Raw genomic sequence first — 18,770 nt, 5'->3', positions numbered from 1 at the left:
TTACAAAAATACACAACCATTAAGAATTCTCTTAGAAATTCATTCAAACTTCACAATCTATTATCCGCAATCACTATAGCGTCAAATTAATTCCTTTCATCTTTTCGTAGTCAAATCCTACTGTTTCCTATCAATCTTCTGTTCTTATTTCATTGTATGTAAACCTATCATTTGTTACAATATTATTAATTGTCAGTTATTTCCGTCTGAATGAGGTGATGAAAATTTTTAGTATAGACGGTCGTTTATATCGAGTAGGTATGTGGTTATATAACTTCATGTATTTAAACATCTTATTTATTCTAAGTTGTATCCCTATTATTACGATTTTCCCAGCACTCGCTGCACTTTTTGGGGTAGTACGACAGTGGAGACAACGTAAAGAGGTAGCCGTTTTTTCTCAATTCAAGACAATGTTTATTGAAAATTGGAAGCAAAGTTATTTTGTTGGCATTCTTTTTACGTTTATCAGTTTAGTATTAGTGGTTGATTTCCTATTTGTTAATCAAATGGCTTCACCATACAAAATAATCATTTATGTTGCTACTGTATTTGTTAGCTTTTTGTTTGTTTTATCGTTCTTAAGCATTTACCCACTTATGGTCAACATGATTACAACATTCAAAGGGTTATGTATTTCTAGCCTCCGAGTTGGTCTATACAAAATTCACTTAACGATCTTTTGTATGATTATTCTTGGTGCATGGACGATTCTATCATTGCGCTTCTCATTTTTGATTTTCTTTTTCTTTTTTAGCGTTTCTGCATATCTTATTTACTGGATCGCTGATCTTAAATTTGCAAAGTTAATTCCGCAAGAGGGTTCTGAAAGCTAGGTCAACTACCCACCACTTAGATTCTAACGAATCTTGAAGTGGGGGCTTTTAAAAAGCCTTTGGTTGTCTAGCCTAAGTTTTACGGAAACTACGTTGGGATGGCGATCACACCCTCGGATGATTCCCTAGTCCGTTGCTCTGTGTAGGCTCTGTAATAGTTCTGAATGGGGAGGAACGGTCAACCTAGTTTGGCGGTTTTACCGCAAAGCCATTCCAACATTGGCGAAGGGAAACAAACTCCAAAAGGAGGGAATACGTCATGTTCGTATTCACACTTAATAAGCATGGGGAAGCATTAATGCCATGCAAACCGAGAAAAGCGAGGCTCTTACTCAAACGAAAGAAAGCAAATATCGTAAGCTATCAACCATTTACGATCCAACTACTATATGGAAGTAGTGGCTATAAACAATCGATTCATGTTGGGATCGATTTAGGTGCTAAACACACAGGGTTAGCGGTTACGACCCGTGACAAGGTACTTGCCAAAGGAGAGATAGAAGTACGTCAAGATGTTAAGAGTTTACTAGAAACAAGACGTATGTATCGAAGAAGTAGACGTAATCGAAAATGCCGATATCGAAAGCCACGATTTGACAACCGTAAGCGTCACGAAAATTGGCTACCGCCAAGTATACAATGTCGATTAGATAACACGTTTCACTGGATCGATACGTTTTTATCTCTTGTACCCAATCCTGTGTTAACGATCGAAGTGGGGAAATTCGATATTCAGAAGATGATGAATCCAGAGATACAAGGTGAAGAGTATCAGCAAGGGCAAACACTTGGCTATCACGATGTCCGTTACTTTGTATTCGCAAGGGACAGTTATACATGTCAAGTGTGTAAGAAAAAGGGCGGTATTTTGAATACACATCATATTGTGTATCGTTCACATAGAGGAAGTGACCGAGCTGATAATTTAATTACAGTATGTACCGATTGTCATACGCATGAGAATCATCAAAAGGGTGCAATATTGTGGAAGTGGATGGAAGAAGGCAAAAAATTACCTTCATACAAAGAGGGGACGTTTATGAATATCCTCCGTAAACGAGTATTCACAAAGTATCCCAAGGCTAACGTGACGTATGGGTCAGTCACTACACCACGAAGGAAAGAGTTAGGATTAGAAAAAACTCATGCGAATGATGCGGTTGCAATCAGTAGAATAGAAACGATTCAGCAAATGAGTGATTCTATCTTCTTCATCAAGCAATTTCGTAAGAAAAAACGTTCGTTGCATGAGGCCACAGCTAGAAAAGGTCGGAAGACGAAGAATATCGAGAGCAAGCGAAACAAAAAAATGTGAAACAACTGAAAGGATTATATCTGAATGATCGAGTACGAGTGTATGAGCGAATTGGATATATTACGGGCTTTACGGGAACAGGTATGGCATATGTCAAAGATATTCATGGGAGCTACATCACGAAGCCTAATAAGTCGTACAAACAGGTTAATCTAAACGATTGCGAGTTTCTCAATCACAATAATAACTGGCAATATGTCGAGAACCTTTCGGCTAACGTCTAACCGAAATTCATCCCTTCCCTACTCATTTTGTTCCTTGAGGAAGGGGACTTCTTTCAGGAAGCTAGTTAAACAAAAGGTTGTTAAGATGACGAATCCTAACAACCTTTTGTTATCTAAAAATTCTTTATTCACTTTCTCTATTGTGGGAACTAAAAACAGAATTTTTTCCTAAATATAACTTAAAGGGCGTGTTCAAAAAATGACATAATGTCCTATCAAAAGGACTTCACTCTTGCAATAATCTGGGAGAGAGGTAGACTGCTCCCTCCTTTTTTGAACATGCACTTATAATCGGACTATTTTCTTCGTTTCATTCGATTCCAAGGCTCCCAGGATGACGTTTAACGATTTCATTCCTTCCAGTCCATTGATGAGTGGCTCTTTATCTTCATTAATACTGATGATAAATTGACTGATCACCTGTGTATCATGCTGGCCGCCCGATTCATTCGATTGAATTTTTCCTAATCTCAGATTTTCAACTTGCCCAGTAGCTCGTTGAATAATCAAAGAAAACTCAGGGTCATCCTCTAGCCTTAATATGGCTTTTTCACCATAAATAATCGTCGAGTTATCTTCTTGTACATAAGCCCAACTTGCCGCGAGTGTCCCAATAATTCCGCTTTCTGTCTGCAAAATAAAGGTGGCATTATCGTCTACATCGCTATTTTCCTTCGCACTACTTTTAACAAATGCTGCTACTTCCACGAATTCTTCATCCAATAGATAGCGAAGCAAGTCTGTTTTATGAACCCCTAAATCACCCATTGCCCCGATAAATGCTTGATCTTTCTTAAAAAACCAGCTAGCTTTACCGTCAGCACTCCATGACTCTGGACCTGCATGACCAAATGCTGAACGAAAGCTATAGACTTTCCCTATTTCTCCGCTTGCGATGATCTCCTTCGCTATTTGATGGGAATCTACAAAACGCTGATTATGGGCGATCATTAATTTCTTACCGGCTTTATTTGCTGCAGCAATCATCTTCTCTGCCTCTTCACGTGATGTCGCCATCGGTTTTTCACAAAGAACATGCTTCCCAGCTTCTAAAGCAGCAATGGTCATTGGAGCATGAAGATAGTTTGGGGTACAAATACTAACAGCATCAATACTAGGATTATTCAGTAGTTCAATAAAATCAGTATATGCCTTTGCTTCATATATTTCCGCTATCTCTTGAGCCCGTTCCTCTACAATGTCGCAAACTGCTATGATTTCTGCAGAATTATTCAGTTTATATTCTGGTAGATGGCGGTTCTTTGCGATACTGCCACAACCGATTACACCAATTTTTAATAGACTCATCATTCTCTCTCCCTTTCAATTTGTCTTCTCTCATTTTTTTCCAGATATAGCTTCCAACGCTTGTGCATTTCCGTAAACAGGACGAGCGCGTTCTACCGGCTTAACCCACTCAACAGCATTCGTAATCACTCGTTGAATATCAGGGTGATGATAGGTAGGATATGTTTCATGACCAGGTCGGAAGTAAAAAATCTTCCCGTTTCCACGACGGTATGTACATCCACTTCGGAATACTTCTCCACCTTCGAACCAGCTCATAAACAGCAGTTCATCTGGTGCCGGAATATCGAAATGCTCCCCATACATCTCTTCTTTTTCAAGTTCAATATACTCTCCAATACCTTGTGTAATTGGGTGGCTTGGATCAAGGACCCATAAACGTTCCTTCTCATCCGCCACACGCCATTTTAAATCGCATGAGGTCCCCATAAGTTTTTTAAACACTTTCGAAAAATGTCCAGAATGTAATACGATTAATCCCATACCATTAAGAACACGCTCGTACACCTTTTCTACGATTTCATCGGATACCTCGTCATGGGCCGTATGTCCCCACCAAATTAAAACATCCGTTTCCAAAAGAACATGATCCGGTAATCCATGCTCCTCTTCATCAAGCGTTGCGGTCGCAATATCTCGAGTCTCACACTTCAAAAAAGACGCAATTGCTTGATGAATCCCATCAGGATACACTTCAGCAACAATCGGGTTGGTTTTTTCGTGACGATATTCGTTCCAAACAACTACCTTCATTTTCATCTACTCCTTTGTTATATCTCTCACTTTTTTCTACATTAAAGATAAAGTAAAACTTCCATCAGTGGAGGTTTTCGTCATCCCCCACTGATGGTTAGTTGAATCAATCGAACCTTTACGGGCAGAGTTGTCCTCCACCTAGCTTCTTTGTACCTCATAAGCTTGAGGTGGAGGTCTTACTGCCCGTTAAACGCGGAATAATAAGGAGACTCCTATTATTTCACCGCTCCATCTGCAATTCCTTTAATGATTTGTTTTTGGGCAAAGAAATACCCAATAATAACAGGCAAAATGGAAATCGATAATCCTGCTAACGCAAGATGCCATTGTTTCGTATATTGCCCAAAGAAGAAGAATAATTGAAGCGGAATGGTTTCCGTCCCATTTCCTCCAATAACGAGGGATGGTAATAGATAATCATTCCAAATCCAAATTACATTCAATACTCCGACCGTTACCGACATCGGTTTTAATAGTGGAAAAATAATGTACCAAAATGTTTGAAATTTATTGCAACCATCAATTTTTGCTGCATCGTCTAACGATTCCGGAATCCCTTTTAATGCCCCGTGATAAAGGAATATGGATAGACTCGCTCCAAATCCTAAATACATGAAAATCAAACTGCTGCGGTTCAGCATATCAAGTTGACCAAACTGTGATACGAGCGGAATCATAACCGCTTGGAAAGGAATCAGCATTGCAGCTACAAACATAAAGAAAATCACCGTGCTAAGCTTGCTCTTATTTCTTGATAATGCATACGCTGCCATAGCTGAACAAATGATGATAATTATTGTGCTGACAGCTGTAATGAACAATGAATTACCAAAAGCTTTAATAAAGCCAAGTTGTACAAACGCTTGCACAAAGTTGTCCCATGTCCATTCTTCAGGTAGACCTAGCGTATCTGCGAAGATATCACGTTTTGTTTTGAATGCATTGACTACCATTAAGTAAAATGGCACAAGCCACACGAACGCTAAAAGGATTCCGATAATTTCCAGAAGGAGGAGTCTGCGGTTTTTGAACATTATAATTCAACCTCCTTTTTCTTGTTGTAGTACACTTGCAGCAAGGAAATAGCTGCGACTGTGACAAAGAAGATCATCGCTTTAGACTGTGCATACGCCATTGAATTTTCTGTAAAGGCCGTTTTTACAATATCCATCGCAACCATTTGCGTTGAATTGAATGGCCCACCGTTTGTTAGTGACAAGTTTTGGTCATACATTTTAAACGAATTTGACAATGTAAGAAATAAGCTAACCGTGAATGCCGGCGCAATCATAGGAACTGTAATGTTTCGGAAGCGCTGGAATCTATTCGCTCCATCAATTTGCGACGCCTCAATCAATTCTTCTGGTACAGATTGCAGATAAGCAATATAAATAATCATGACATATCCCGCCATTTGCCAGGATGTCAAAATGACCAGGCCCCAAAAACCAGTTTCCGTTGTTGAAAGCCATCCTTGCAAACCCTCAACCCCAATCGACTCGCCTATCGAAGCAAATGCCTTTGTAAAAATGAACTGCCAGATGAATCCTAAAATCAAGCCGCCTATTAAGTTGGGCATAAAGAATACCGTACGTAGAAAACTGCTTGTCTTAATATGCTGAGTCACAATTAACGCAAGCCCTAACCCAATAATGTTGATGACAATAATGGCCGCAATGGAAAATTTAATTGTAAACCAGAATGCATCCCCAAACTCTTTATCGTGAAATAATTTGATATAGTTGTCTAATCCAACAAACTTCGAGATACGAAGACCGTCCCAATTCGTAAATGAATAATATAGACCGGTCAGTAATGGGTAAATCACAACGATGAGGATTGCGACGAGCACAGGAGCTAAAAATAGCCAAAATGATAAATCTCGGTTTTTCATTTGAAACGCCTCCTTTTTGAAAAGCGTAAGCCGAGACACGCAGAAGTTTTCCTTTCATTCTCTGGATCCGGGTTACTTGTGACCTCGGGGAGCTAGGCTGCTTACGCTAGATACAATAGCTGATAAAAAAACACATATTAGTGCGTGTTCAAAAAGGTGGAGCAGCCCATCCGCAGTTAATTACTTGGTCGAATGTCCACTCCACCACTGAATTGTTTACCAAGTTAATCGAATACCCACTTTGGTAAAGCTTCACTTTTTCCTGTTAGGATTTAGCAAACCGCTTAATCATTTTCCGCTTCGAATATCTTCCCAGGCTTTGATATTCTTTTGAACCAATTCATCCCACGTCATTTCTCCCAATACATAAGCTTGTACGCTTGCTCCGAATTGGTCCTCATTCCAACCAACCGGGGAACCTGTAAATGTCCAGCCAATTGTCTTTCCTTCTGCTGAATACTCATAGATTTCTTTTGATAGCGGATCTGCGATTTTCGAAGAATCATATCCTTCATAAGCAGGAATAAATTTAAAGTCTTCTAATACTGCTTGTTTACCAGTATCAGAAGTGTACATCCAATCTAGGAATTTCTTCGCTTCTTCTGCTACTGCGTCATCTACCTTATTGTTAACCGCCCAATAATTCGGTACGCCGACCGGCATTTTTGCTTCACCATCTACAGGAATTGGAATGATACCAATATTTTTTTCTGCTAGCTCTGGATCCATGTCTAAGACGGTGTTATACACCCAGTTACCTTGCTGAATGATGGCTACTTGTTCAAGTGAGAAAAGTTCCTCCACTTGTTGGGAATAATCAAGGCTTGTTGTCGGCTGTACAGAAAACTCATTTTGTAGATCAATCATTTGCTTCAGCTGATCTCCTTTTGTAAAAGCAACAGTTGGAGATTCATAGGCAGTCATTACATTTCCATCGAATTCGGAAGCTAAGAAAACATTGGAAAGATGGTTACCTGTTACCCACTTTTCCTTAACAGGGAATGCAAATACCGCTTTGATTTTCAAATCTTTCTTCTTAGCATCCAATTTTTCAACCGCTTTGTTCAACGCTTCATAAGAGGTAAGCTCTTCAGCGTTAATGCCAGCTTCTTTAAAAATACGTTTGTTATAAATAAATCCGTACCCCTCTTGGTTAAATGGTAAGCCAAGTACTTTACCATCTATAGTTACACCATCAAGTGTGCCATCCAAAGCTGCTTTTGCTGCCTTTGTGTCACTTAAATCTGTCAAACGATCGCCAAACTGTTCAACATCGGTCGGCCCGCCGACATTGAAAATGGCCGGCTCTTCTTTCGAAGTAAACTTCGTAATTAAAGATTGCTTATAATCATTTCCGCCACCTACTGTAGAAATCTTAATCTTCACATCAGGGTTCTCTTCTTCATAAGCCTTCGCCAATTCTTCAAATTGATTCTTGAATTCTACTTTAAATTGGAAAACGTCTAATGTAATCTGATCCCCAGAGGCTTTATCGGATGAAGAGCATCCTGCTAAGAATAACGATGACGCTAATACCGCTGAGGCAATGCCTGTGACCTTCTTCAATTTCAATGAACCCATCCCCTTTTTCATGTATTTCTCACAAAAAACAACGAGTGAAACCGTTTGCACAAATGAATAAATAAATAGAATCGTTTCTCTTAAACGCCCCCTATCAATCTATCTATTCAAATTGCATTTTATTCTCCACCATTCTACACTGTATTCCCTAAAAATAAAAGCGTTTTCATTGTAAATTTATATATTTTTTCCCATTCAATGACGAAAAGTAGCGAAGTGGCTTGTTTTTTGTATTTTTTCCCTGGTTGGAAGAAAGCAGAACTATTTTTGAACAGGGGGCCCCAAATTTTATATAAATAAAAGAGAATGCCAACTTTAAGCGGCATTCTCTTTTTATTTATATCGACAAAATCTCCCGAATATCCGCTTCCGATAAAGAAGAAAGCATGGTTTCGCCAGATTGAAAGACCATCGGTAATCTTCTCATTTATCTATGAGAATCGCTTCCATTACCGTGTGAAGAAGATGTCCAATGTGCTGGGTGTTTCACGAATCGGCGATTATAAGTGGCTTGATCGTCCCGAAAGTCCGAGTGTAAAATGTCATAAACCCTTGTGCGGCAAGTCAAAACATCTTTCTTAGGGTCTAGAGGTCTTTATGGTAGTCCAAATATAACCAAAGGTCATCAACACCAAGGAGTGAAGGTTAGCCAAAAAGCAGTGGTATGAATTATGAAGATGAACTGCTTCAGGATGACGACGAATCAACTCGGAAACGGCACTCCCCCCTAACTCCCGAGCTGATTTTGTGTGAAACACCCCTTTAAATCGACCAATTGGTGTACGAACACCATCTAACAAAATAACTTTTCTCAATAGAGTCATCCTTATATCTCATATTTCTTACATACATATGATTAGATTAGGTTAGTGAATCACGATACGTTTCGCGTGCATATAGAGTCGCAATAATACTAAGCACTCCAAGTGCAACAAGATAAATGGCGATTGGCCAGTACTGTCCATCGAATTTTGCTAGCAAAGCAGTCGCAATAATCGGCGAAAATCCTCCTGCCAGAATCGCTCCGATTTGGTAGCCGATCGACGCTCCGCTTAAACGTGTTTTTGTGCTAAAGAGCTCGGAGTAATATACCGCCTGCGGTCCATATACGGCATCATGCAAAACGTTCAACCCAATCACGATCCCAATCGTGATCAAAATGACGGAACCTGAATCCATCAACCAGAAAAAAGGAAACACGAACAGCGTAGAAGCAATCGTTCCGAATAAATACACTGGTTTACGACCAATCTTATCGGATAGATGCGACCAAAGTGGCATCGTAGCTAATCCGATTACCGAGGAAATCATTACTGCATTCAGTCCAACCGAGCGATCAAAATGATGGGTTGTGACGAGATAAGTAAGGACAAATACGGAATAAATATAAAACACAGCATTCTGTACTAATTTCATCCCAATTGTTAAAAACAAAGGCTTTTTCTGTTCTCTTAATACTGTTACAACCGGTCGTTTTTCTTGTTGTTTTTTTTCTACTATTTCCAAGAACACAGGTGATTCAGTTACCTTTAAACGAATATAAAGTCCGATAAGCACAAGAACGATACTTAATAAAAATGGAATCCGCCAGCCCCACGTAAGAAAGGCTTCATTCGACATGTTATTTGATACGAGTGAAAATACAGCTGTTGATAAAAGGAGCCCAGCTGGAACGCCCATTTGTGGGAAACTTCCATACAGTCCCCGTTTCCCCTTCGGCGCATGTTCGACAGCCATTACGACAGCTGATCCCCATTCGCCCCCAATCGCGAACCCTTGAACGATACGCAGGAGACTAATTAGTAGTGGTGCCAATAATCCAACCATTTGGTACGTTGGGAGCACCCCCATTAAGAAGGTGGCAGTTCCCATAAGCAAGAGGGAAATCGTCAGCACTTTCTTGCGTCCAAGCCTGTCTCCATAGTGCCCGAATACCATACTGCCCAGCGGACGAGCGATGAACCCAGCTGCGTAAGAACCAAAAGCTGCTAATGTACCATATAATGGATCGAAATTAGGAAAAAATAATGCAGGAAACACGAGTGCAGCTGCTGTACCGTAAAGGTAAAAATCGTACCACTCAATCGTGGTCCCGATAAAACTAGCGAGCGCTACTTTTCGGTGTTCTTTGGAGAGGCCTCTGCCCAGTATAATTGATTCCTTTTGTAATTGACTTTTGGACATCTTATGCGCTCCTTTATTGATTATGTTTTATTTATTCACTTTTTCGTTTGAAAAAAGGGAGCCAAACGTCGTTGCAATTTGTGTAACTCACTTGTAACGGTAAACCAATTTGCAAACCTTGATCGGGATCGAGCAACAGATGAGTCAGCATCGTTGGACCTTCTTCTAATTCAACAACGCCAAGGACATATGGAGCTACTTCCAACCAAGCTGAATGACCAGGTCTATGAACAATACCCCATGTTTTCAAGCGTGCATTTCCAGTGGCTGGTGTCCACTCTAAACGGTTACTCCAGCAATGTGGACATATCTCCCTTGGATAAAATACCCATTTCTCGCAATCGGCACATTTTTGTAAAATGAATTCTTTTCGCGCTACTGCATCCCAAAATGGCTTTGAAACAGCTGTGATCGTAGGACCTGGAACGACGAGGTTTTCAAACTGCTCGCTCATGATTCCACCCCCAATACCAATGCTGCTGCTTCACTTAATGTGGCACCATTCCCTGTAACAAGCGAAAGACGCGCATTGGGAATTTGCCTTGAGTGTGCTTCATTCCTTAGTTGACGCACTGCTTCAATAATGTGTGACATGCCTCCAGCGAGATCTGCCTGTCCAAACCCAAGTTGTCCACCATGCGTGTTAAGCGGCCAATCCCCGTCATGACCGAATGAATGGTCTTTCATCCATTCACCGAACTGGCCTGGTTTGCATAATCCCGCATTTTCAATCGTGACACCAACAACACTTGTATAGCAATCATATAAAGACAATAAGTCCATATCCTGCGCACTTACATCCGCTTGCTCTAATGCTGCTGAAATCGCATATGCCAATGGTGCTGATGCGAGTGCAGGTGATTGGCTGACTGCGCGATGCGTGATCTTTTCTCCTGCTCCGAGTAAATATACCGGTGCGTGACCCCCGCTCGGCAGATTATCTTTAGAGGTGACGACGAATGCCGCACCGCCGGCAACTGGCATGACAATCTCATATAAATGCATCGGATCAATAATGAGCGGTGACTGAAGGACTTCCTCGACGGAAAGCGGCTTGCCATAGAAAATCGCATTCGGATTAAGTTGCGCATTTTTTCGCGCCCAGTGTGCAATCAAAGCAAATTGTTCTTGCGTCGATCCGTATTCCGCCATATGACGCTGCTTCAGCAGAGCGTAAGAAGCATTGGCTCCTGATGCACCGAACGGTACATCGAATTCCCGAATCGGGTTACGATTAGGTGAACGTGGATTTCCACTTCTTTCATTCGTATTAGCAAGCACACAGACAACCGTTTCACACATTCCCGCCTCGATGGCCGCTGCAGCCCGCCATAACATTCCCGCGCCAGTTGCTCCACCGAGATCGACTACATTCGACATCGTCGGCTGAATACCAAGATATTCTGCTACCGTTGCCGGCACATGTTGAGGTGTTTCCCCTACTTGTGGACCGACTAAAAGACCATCAATTGCATCTTTCTCAAGACCTGCATCAGCAACTGCTAGCCGCACAGACTCTGCAATTAAGCCTAATGTTGTAGTGCCCTCTGTATAACGTATCGGTGCAAGTTCTCCGATACCTACGATCGCACATCTTGGAACCCGCCGTTTAACCATCATACGAAGCTCCTTTCTGACAAGGTACCATAATCCGCAAGACATTCTGGATTATTAAGTGATCCCTTGTTCTTTATCTCTTGACCAATTGCCGCGGATCGTGCTGCCCCTTCCACTTTCTTACCATTTATCGTGTAAGGTACTTCTTCCACACTATAAATACGACGTGGTACATGTCGTGGTGAAGCTTTCTTACGTACATGCTTCCGAATAACGTCAGCTAATTCAGTATCTAGTTCTCCATCCTTCATAACCACACACAACACGATTTCTTCATCACCCGCATTTGGTAGACCGAAAACGATTGAATCTTCTATTTCCGGGATTTGCGCCAAGACACGGTAGATTTCAGCAGTACCAATCCTTACGCCGCCAGGATTAAGCGTTGTATCCGCACGTCCGTAAATGACAAACGATTGTTCAACCGTTTGTTCCGCTAAATCTCCATGTGTCCAAATTCCCGGTCTTTCCGTAAAATAAGAGGAGTGGTAGCGTTTGTCGCCGTCTTCTCCCCAAAACGTAAGTGGCATACTTGGAAATGGCTTTGTGCATACTAAGTCTCCTTTTTGATGGAGAACCGATACTCCACGTTCATCAAGTACATCGACGGCTATTCCAAGTGCCTTGCATGTAATCTCACCACGGCGAACGGGATGTACAGGAGAGCCCATCACGAAGCAACCAATGATTTCCGTTCCACCAGAAATCGATGCCAGCATGATGTCTTCCTTAATATGTTCGTAGACCCAATCATACTGTTCAGCCGATAGTGGGGCGCCACATGAAAGAACACTGCGCAACTGGGATAAATTGTGCTGCTGACCGACAGAATATCCCGCTTTCTGTAAAGTCTCCAAATATTTCGGGCTCGTCCCAAAATGTGTCACGCCAGCTTCTTCAGCAATCTCCCATAAAATTCCGATATTATCTTTTCGTAGTGGCGATCCATCATAGAGTAGAATGGCAGCACCACTTGCAAGTCCCGATACTAACCATGGATACATCATCCAAGCAGTATTTGTGTACCAGTACATTACATCTCCCGGTTTCACGTCACAATGTAATTGATGTTCCTTCACATGTTGAATTAACGTTCCCCCAACAGAATGTACAATCGCCTTCGGAAGCCCCGTCGTTCCAGATGTATAAAGAATATATAAGGGATGATCAAAAGGAACTCTCGTAAACTCAAGAACAGCAGGCCCTTCTTGACACAATTCCTGCCAGCTCAACACTTTTTTTGTTTGTTGAATCGATACCTCCGTATCTTTTGTCAATGTTACGATTGCGGAAACTTCCTTAAGCACCTCGCACACAGCACTAATATTATCCCGGATATCAAAATACTTACTATTATATTGATAATCTAGTGAGACGATCAATACCTTTGGCCGGACCTGTCCGATACGATCGACAATCCCTTGTGACCCAAAGTCAGGGGAGCATGAAGTCCATACAGCACCCAATGATGTCGTTGCTAACAGTGCGACTAACGCTTCAATTCCATTTGTTATTACTCCAGCAACCCGGTCTCCACGACTCAAACCAAGATTTCTTAATCCTTCCTGTGCTCGCGCCACCATGTTGCGCAACTCTCCCAATGAATAGGATTGGGAAACACCGTCTTCCCCGGCCACAATCACAGCTGTTTGCTTTTCATCACCACGTAAAAGGTTTTCAGCAAAGTTCAATTGAGCTTCTAGAAACCAGTGGGCACCTATCATGCCGCCATCGGTTGGAGGAGTGAACACCTTTTCGCCTTTTTCTCCAATGATTTTTGCAAAATCCCAGACTCCTGACCAAAACTCTTCAGGTTTGGCCACTGACCAACGATGAAAACGTTCATAAGGTAAGAGTGGGAATTCAACTTGTTGCGAGAATTCCGTCAAATTAGATTTTGTGATCCATTCTTCACTCGGCTCCCATAGTATGTTTGATTTCAATAAACTGTTTTCTTTTATCAAGATCTTTTCCTCCTTTAACTAAGAATCAGTCATGCACTATTTTCTGATTGTTTTATGTAAGGTTTTTTCACCATTTACTCTTTATAAATTACATAAATTCTATAAGATTACTATGTTTAATATTTTTATATAGCCTAAGTCATACCTGTATGACTCAAATGAAAAACCCCTCATCATAAGAAGAGGGGTGCTCATCTTATCTTTCAGGCATATTCATACCTGCAGGATTTAGCACCTTTTCAAGTTCTCACTTGAAGGTTGCCGGACTTCATCGGGCCTGTTCCCTCCGTCACTCTGGATAAGTAATATTTATTTAGATAACGCACCAATGCGTTAATACGTCAATTTAATAACTTTATTCAGATTATAGAATAATTATCTTTTAAAGTCAATAAAAATTCTGAAAAATTTATCAATTTAGAATCATCGCACTAATATTCATTCTCACATGTCCACTTCTAGAAATGACTCTAACTAGTGAGAGCTAAGGGATTGGCATGCTTTTTTTATACAAAATCCCCTCCGCCCATGATGAGCAAAGGGGATGCGTGAATAAGCATAATCAGCATTCGTCCACCTCCCCATCTTCAGAATCGTCTTACTTCCTCTGAATTTGACACCATGCATAACTAAGCTGGTTGCCGAGGCATCACAGGGTCAGTCCCTCCGCCACCCTTGATAAGAAGAAAATCATTCAATTAATCTCTATTGCTGATCGTACTCTTTTCCAACCATCTATATAAGTTGAACTAAAGATTTTCCTGAGTTGCATTTGGGGACTATACTTTCTTTATACTTTTCATTCTTGATTGTCTTTTTCTTTTTCATTACTTCTGCTTATCTAATTTATTGGATTGCTGATCTAAAGTTCAAAAAGCTAATCCTACAAGGGAATTCAATTACTAGCTAACGAATAGGTTGTTAGATTACAAAATTCTAACAACCTGTTCTTTCTTAATAGTGATAGCATAGTAGCGCTTAATTATTACGGATTTTGTCATCAGCTCAGTTTACACGCACAGGCCGAATCATGAATTTTCAAGTTGAGGATTTTAAGGTCGTATATGTATCGAGTAACGAGAAATAGGTTCTAACTTCGATTATTAATTCAAAAAGCTCTTCACTCTTCCCCCCATCCTTTACAAATATCAACCCATTCCAGTGCATTTGAATATTGAAATAATTCATCACATGTAAGTTCGATCGCTGAATTCGTACTTCCACAGGCCGGGAATATCGTGTCAAATCGTTTCATGGAGATGTCAAGAAAAACGTCGAGATCACGCACTAGTCCAAAGGGACAGACACCGCCGATTTCGTGACCGGTTTGCAAAAAAACTTCTTCTGGTGGAAGCATTCTTGCTTTAAACCCAAATAGATTCTTGAATTTTTTATTATCAATCTTTGCATCACCTGCCGCTACAATTAATAGTGCATTGTCCCCTTCTCCTCGAAACGATATCGTTTTAGCGATACGTGCGGGAATAACCTGAATCGTTGCCGCTGCCTCGCCCACTGTAGCACTTGATGTTTCAAATTCCTTCACATCATCTTCACGATCATACTTTTTAAAATGGGCTCTTACCTTTTCAATTGCCAACCAAACTCATCCTCTCAGCTTCAAATTTATTTAAAAGGATACACACCTTACAACAGTAAAGCAACTAGAATGACTGATATGCTATACCTATCCTTTACTTCCGAATATCCCCATTGACGCATCCTATCCAACTAATGTACTATTGATAGTCGAGTGCACAACTTAGATTACGTGGTTCGCAACCATCCCACGAAAAAAAACTAGGGAGAGATATGTATGAAAACTAAAACGCTAGTCGTTAATGCGATTTTAGCTGCTTTGTATATTGCAGTGTCATTTTTGATTCAACCATTTGGATTTACTAATATTCAATTTCGAGTATCAGAAATGTTTAATCATTTAATCGTATTCAATAAGAAGTATTTTTATGGAATTGTAATGGGAGTCTTTTTAACGAATCTACTATTTTCACCGATGGTGCCGTATGATTTAGTTTTCGGAGTCGGCCAATCTGTGCTTTCGTTATTGATTACCATCTTTGCTGGACGATATATCAAAAACAAACTGGCGTTAATGATGGTGAATACACTTGTGTTTACGTTCACAATGTTTATGATTGCTCTTGAGCTGAATCTCGCATTAGACTTACCATTCCTATTCACATGGTTCACAACAGCTGTAGGTGAATTTGCTGTCATGTTAGTTGGAATTCCAGTAATCTATGCGATTCATAAACGTGTAAACTTTAATAAGCTGTTATAATTTCAAAAGGATTGCCAAAGCAACTTGGCGGTCCTTTTACTTTTTTCCCTCTCCAGTTAGCCTTCATCAAATAAAATCCCCCTTCACTTTTCTTGCGTTTCTCCCATATCAATTGCTCCATATGTTAAAATTTAATATGAGGCTTTTCATCCTAAGCTTTGCATCAAACAAAGGAGAGCTCCCATGTCAAAATTAATTATATGCCTATACATTTTCTGCGGCTTATCCATTCTATTTTTGACAGAATGGTATCTTACTATTACAAATGTTCCCTATCAAAAATTGCTTATGATTCAACGATTCAAAGGGATTACCTTTATTGTTATTACTGCAGCTATTCTCTATTTTTTTCTAAAAAAGAGAAAAAGCTATAGGTTATTAAAAGAGGAACAAGAACGCCTGCAAACTTTGATCCATTCAATGGCCGATTTTGTTAATTTCAAAGATGGACAAGGACGTTGGACTGAGGTCAATAAGTTTGGACTTGAATTATTTCAGCTAGAGCATGTAGATTATAAAGGAAAAAAAGATAGTGAATTAGCTCAATACACGGATTTTTATAAAGATGCATTAGAGTATTGTGAGATTTCAGATGAGGAAACGTGGGTAAACCGAAAAGTTACTCGATGTGAAGAAATCATTCCAATGCCAGATGGGAATCACAAATCATTTGATACGATAAAAGTTCCTCTTTTTCATGAAGATGGATCACGAAAAGCATTTGTTGTCATCGGAAGGGATATAACGGAACGGGTTAAAGCTGAACAGCATTTATTGCAAAGTCAGCAGCAATATAAATCGCTCTTCGATTATAATCCTGACCCTGTGCTTATGATGGATATAGATGGGGTCATTACGAATATCAATCCGCGCTTTGAAAGTGTGACTTGCTGGAGATTTGACGATATCATCGGTGTTCCAATCATGGATGTATTAGCAAACTCAAATGAAAAGGAGAAATTGCACCAATCATTAGCTGAAGTCATTGAGAACAAAACAGGGATTACATATGGAGACATTCGCATTCTTACAAAACACAAAGAGACCGTGTTACTTGCTTTTACACTCGTTCCAATGCTAATAAATGACCAAATTATCGGTGTCATTGGCTATGCACAGGATGTAACACTTATACGTGAAACCGAAGTAGTTCTGAGAAAAACTGAAAAATTATCGGTCGTTGGGGAGTTGGCAGCAAGTGTTGCTCACGAAGTCAGAAATCCACTTACTTCTTTAATTGGCTTCGTACAACTGTTAAAATCCAATGAATTAGAATATCAGCATTACTACTCCATTATGTTAAGTGAGTTAGATCGAATTAACTTGATTGTTAGCGAATTGCTCGTCCTTGCCAAACCTCAGGACATGAAGTTTAGTGAGCATAACATCGTGATACTAATGAATGATGTCGTGACATTACTAAAACCTGAAGCGAACTTGAACGGAACTTCCATTTCAATAAAAGGAAACGAGTCCATCCCAATAATACGATGTGAAGCAAACCAATTAAAGCAAGTATTCATCAATATTATTAAGAACTCGATTGAGGCGTCAGCAACATCGGTTTCAATCGAGTTTTCTATAGCTAGTGATCAAGTGACTGTTAATGTCAAGGATAATGGTCAAGGTATAGAAAAGGCACGAATCAAGCATCTTGGGGAACCGTTTTATTCATCGAAGGAAAAAGGCACGGGTCTCGGACTCACTGTCAGTTCACGGATCATTGAAACGCACCGTGGAAATATCACCTTTGAAAGTACGCTTGGAAAAGGTACTGAAGTGCATTTGCGTTTACCAATTAATTGTCATTCACAACAGAGTATTGGATAATTAGCCAATGCTCTTGTTGCCAGAATAAACATGCGTTTCGTGATATGAGCTTCCTATATATATATTTTCCACTTCTAACAGATCGGTTTCATCTCAATATCCTCTTCACATTCTTGTCGAAATTTCTGATTATTTCTTGGGGAATACTTACAATAATTGCACTTTTCAATTCTCCCTTTTCCATACTAGGTAAGAGATTCAAGATCCTTTAATTAATCGATTAATTAGATTCCATTTTGTCAGCACTTATCACAATATCATTAAAACAAAAGAAGAAGTTATCCCATAAGGTTCTGACCTCACGCTCTATACACCATTTATTGTGTCATGTACACGTCAGATAATGTGAAACTTCAATCAGTGGGGTTTAAGCGGGATAAATGATATAGTGGATGACCTGTTCAGTACTTTTATCTGATACTCTTTTGTTTTTAACATATCTGAAACGTGCAAGTGAATATATCCCATCACTGTTCCACTTGAACGGCCTCTCCAATCCTCCCCTTCTGTTTCAGCCAATAAACTTAGTGAGTCCAGAGCTACTATACCTATTTTAATCAAATTATTTTCACCAAATGAAAGGACAAAATTCTAAGAGCCATCATAGTCTATATGAAAAGGGGGGAGAGGAATTGAAAAGGAAACGATTCGACAAACCAGAACCAAAACTTGAAGAGGTAAGCGTCCAAGATGAATCATCCGAACCCAACGATGATCAGTTGGCTGATTTATTAAAAGCCAACCCTTATTTAAAGCCACTGGCTCAACAGATTAAACAGAAAAGAAAAAGTCTTCTATTCACGAAAAACAAACCCACTGACAATAAAGTGAATGACTAATACCATTCATGAAAGCATCTGAAATATTTCAGATGCTTATTTTAATTTTCTCCCACGCTTAACGGGCAGTTAGACCCCCTACTGATGGAAGTTTCACTTTATTTAGAAATTAAAAAGAAC

15 protein-coding genes and 3 riboswitches are annotated in these 18,770 nt (G+C 40.0%); of the genes, 5 read left to right on the top strand and 10 right to left on the bottom strand.

Translation table 11 applies throughout. The features are described 5' to 3' along the window. The first annotated feature begins 218 nt into the window (after positions 1 to 218). Positions 219 to 836: a YesL family protein gene (locus JNUCC23_RS02865; RefSeq protein WP_403074929.1), complete on the top strand. Its 618-nt coding sequence runs from the start codon at positions 219 to 221 to the stop codon at positions 834 to 836. A 259-nt stretch (positions 837 to 1,095) separates the two neighbouring features. Beyond that, positions 1,096 to 2,151, top strand: coding sequence for an RNA-guided endonuclease IscB (gene iscB / locus JNUCC23_RS02860; protein ID WP_454214185.1), 1,056 nt, complete (start codon positions 1,096 to 1,098; stop codon positions 2,149 to 2,151). 509 nt (positions 2,152 to 2,660) lie between these two features. Here iscB and JNUCC23_RS02855 read toward each other — a convergent pair. The 10 genes from JNUCC23_RS02855 to JNUCC23_RS02810 all read right to left on the bottom strand — a co-directional run bounded on the left by JNUCC23_RS02855 (position 2,661) and on the right by JNUCC23_RS02810 (position 15,279). After that, positions 2,661 to 3,683, bottom strand: coding sequence for a Gfo/Idh/MocA family protein (locus JNUCC23_RS02855; RefSeq protein WP_454214183.1), 1,023 nt, complete (start codon positions 3,681 to 3,683; stop codon positions 2,661 to 2,663). A gap of 30 nt (positions 3,684 to 3,713) precedes the next feature. Continuing rightward, on the bottom strand, positions 3,714 to 4,436 hold the full coding sequence (locus JNUCC23_RS02850; RefSeq protein WP_454214181.1) for a ThuA domain-containing protein: 723 nt from the start codon (positions 4,434 to 4,436) through the stop codon (positions 3,714 to 3,716). A gap of 218 nt (positions 4,437 to 4,654) precedes the next feature. Beyond that, entirely contained in the window at positions 4,655 to 5,473 is an 819-nt protein-coding gene (locus tag JNUCC23_RS02845; protein WP_049679776.1) for a carbohydrate ABC transporter permease, read from the bottom strand. Next, positions 5,473 to 6,333, bottom strand: a complete 861-nt coding sequence (locus JNUCC23_RS02840) for a carbohydrate ABC transporter permease (RefSeq protein ID WP_403074938.1) — start codon at positions 6,331 to 6,333, stop codon at positions 5,473 to 5,475. The genes JNUCC23_RS02845 and JNUCC23_RS02840 overlap by 1 nt, the downstream gene beginning before the upstream one ends. 288 nt (positions 6,334 to 6,621) lie before the next feature. Continuing rightward, positions 6,622 to 7,914 carry an ABC transporter substrate-binding protein gene (locus JNUCC23_RS02835; protein WP_062185117.1) on the bottom strand — a complete coding sequence of 431 codons (1,293 nt, stop codon included), beginning with the start codon at positions 7,912 to 7,914 and terminating at the stop codon, positions 6,622 to 6,624. Positions 7,915 to 8,775: 861 nt separating this feature from the next. Further along, positions 8,776 to 10,098 (bottom strand): MFS transporter, encoded by a 1,323-nt coding sequence (locus tag JNUCC23_RS02830; RefSeq protein WP_403074941.1) that lies wholly within the window; start codon positions 10,096 to 10,098, stop codon positions 8,776 to 8,778. A gap of 31 nt (positions 10,099 to 10,129) precedes the next feature. Next, positions 10,130 to 10,552, bottom strand: a complete 423-nt coding sequence (locus JNUCC23_RS02825) for a Zn-ribbon domain-containing OB-fold protein (protein WP_403074944.1) — start codon at positions 10,550 to 10,552, stop codon at positions 10,130 to 10,132. Then, positions 10,549 to 11,715, bottom strand: a complete 1,167-nt coding sequence (locus tag JNUCC23_RS02820; protein ID WP_454214178.1) for a thiolase family protein — start codon at positions 11,713 to 11,715, stop codon at positions 10,549 to 10,551. The genes JNUCC23_RS02825 and JNUCC23_RS02820 overlap by 4 nt, the downstream gene beginning before the upstream one ends. Then, positions 11,715 to 13,679, bottom strand: a complete 1,965-nt coding sequence (locus JNUCC23_RS02815) for an acetoacetate--CoA ligase (RefSeq protein ID WP_454214176.1) — start codon at positions 13,677 to 13,679, stop codon at positions 11,715 to 11,717. Before JNUCC23_RS02815 ends, JNUCC23_RS02820 begins: the two co-directional genes overlap by 1 nt. 193 nt (positions 13,680 to 13,872) lie before the next feature. Continuing rightward, a riboswitch (SAM riboswitch) is annotated at positions 13,873 to 13,984 on the bottom strand. A gap of 273 nt (positions 13,985 to 14,257) precedes the next feature. Next, positions 14,258 to 14,364: riboswitch (SAM riboswitch) on the bottom strand. Between the two features lie 435 nt (positions 14,365 to 14,799). Continuing rightward, complete coding sequence (locus JNUCC23_RS02810) at positions 14,800 to 15,279, bottom strand: YbaK/EbsC family protein (protein ID WP_403074952.1); 480 nt, start codon at positions 15,277 to 15,279, stop codon at positions 14,800 to 14,802. 165 nt (positions 15,280 to 15,444) lie between these two features. Continuing rightward, a riboswitch (PreQ1 riboswitch) is annotated at positions 15,445 to 15,489 on the top strand. 6 nt (positions 15,490 to 15,495) lie between these two features. Between JNUCC23_RS02810 and JNUCC23_RS02805 the strand changes: the two genes are divergently transcribed. From JNUCC23_RS02805 to JNUCC23_RS02795, 3 genes are all read left to right on the top strand, one after another. After that, complete coding sequence (locus tag JNUCC23_RS02805; RefSeq protein ID WP_062184768.1) at positions 15,496 to 15,981, top strand: QueT transporter family protein; 486 nt, start codon at positions 15,496 to 15,498, stop codon at positions 15,979 to 15,981. Positions 15,982 to 16,164: 183 nt separating this feature from the next. Further along, positions 16,165 to 17,811, top strand: a complete 1,647-nt coding sequence (locus tag JNUCC23_RS02800) for a PAS domain S-box protein (RefSeq protein WP_454214173.1) — start codon at positions 16,165 to 16,167, stop codon at positions 17,809 to 17,811. Positions 17,812 to 18,443: 632 nt separating this feature from the next. Further along, on the top strand, positions 18,444 to 18,650 hold the full coding sequence (locus JNUCC23_RS02795; RefSeq protein ID WP_403074958.1) for a hypothetical protein: 207 nt from the start codon (positions 18,444 to 18,446) through the stop codon (positions 18,648 to 18,650). Positions 18,651 to 18,770 lie beyond the last annotated feature (120 nt).

The sequence above is a fragment of the Peribacillus sp. JNUCC 23 genome, from assembly GCF_053653995.1.
Note: the sequence above shows the minus strand (reverse complement) of the source record. Positions and strands in the feature narration are given on the sequence as shown.

Coding starts and splice junctions, on each gene's coding strand:
- iscB (WP_454214185.1), top strand. CDS start 1,096: ATGTTCGTATTCACACTTAATAAGCATGGGGAAGCATTAATGCCATGC.
- JNUCC23_RS02835 (WP_062185117.1), bottom strand. CDS start 7,914: ATGGGTTCATTGAAATTGAAGAAGGTCACAGGCATTGCCTCAGCGGTA.
- JNUCC23_RS02865 (WP_403074929.1), top strand. CDS start 219: ATGAAAATTTTTAGTATAGACGGTCGTTTATATCGAGTAGGTATGTGG.
- JNUCC23_RS02845 (WP_049679776.1), bottom strand. CDS start 5,473: ATGTTCAAAAACCGCAGACTCCTCCTTCTGGAAATTATCGGAATCCTT.
- JNUCC23_RS02825 (WP_403074944.1), bottom strand. CDS start 10,552: ATGAGCGAGCAGTTTGAAAACCTCGTCGTTCCAGGTCCTACGATCACA.
- JNUCC23_RS02855 (WP_454214183.1), bottom strand. CDS start 3,683: ATGAGTCTATTAAAAATTGGTGTAATCGGTTGTGGCAGTATCGCAAAG.
- JNUCC23_RS02820 (WP_454214178.1), bottom strand. CDS start 11,715: ATGGTTAAACGGCGGGTTCCAAGATGTGCGATCGTAGGTATCGGAGAA.
- JNUCC23_RS02800 (WP_454214173.1), top strand. CDS start 16,165: ATGTCAAAATTAATTATATGCCTATACATTTTCTGCGGCTTATCCATT.
- JNUCC23_RS02840 (WP_403074938.1), bottom strand. CDS start 6,333: ATGAAAAACCGAGATTTATCATTTTGGCTATTTTTAGCTCCTGTGCTC.
- JNUCC23_RS02805 (WP_062184768.1), top strand. CDS start 15,496: ATGAAAACTAAAACGCTAGTCGTTAATGCGATTTTAGCTGCTTTGTAT.
- JNUCC23_RS02830 (WP_403074941.1), bottom strand. CDS start 10,098: ATGTCCAAAAGTCAATTACAAAAGGAATCAATTATACTGGGCAGAGGC.
- JNUCC23_RS02850 (WP_454214181.1), bottom strand. CDS start 4,436: ATGAAGGTAGTTGTTTGGAACGAATATCGTCACGAAAAAACCAACCCG.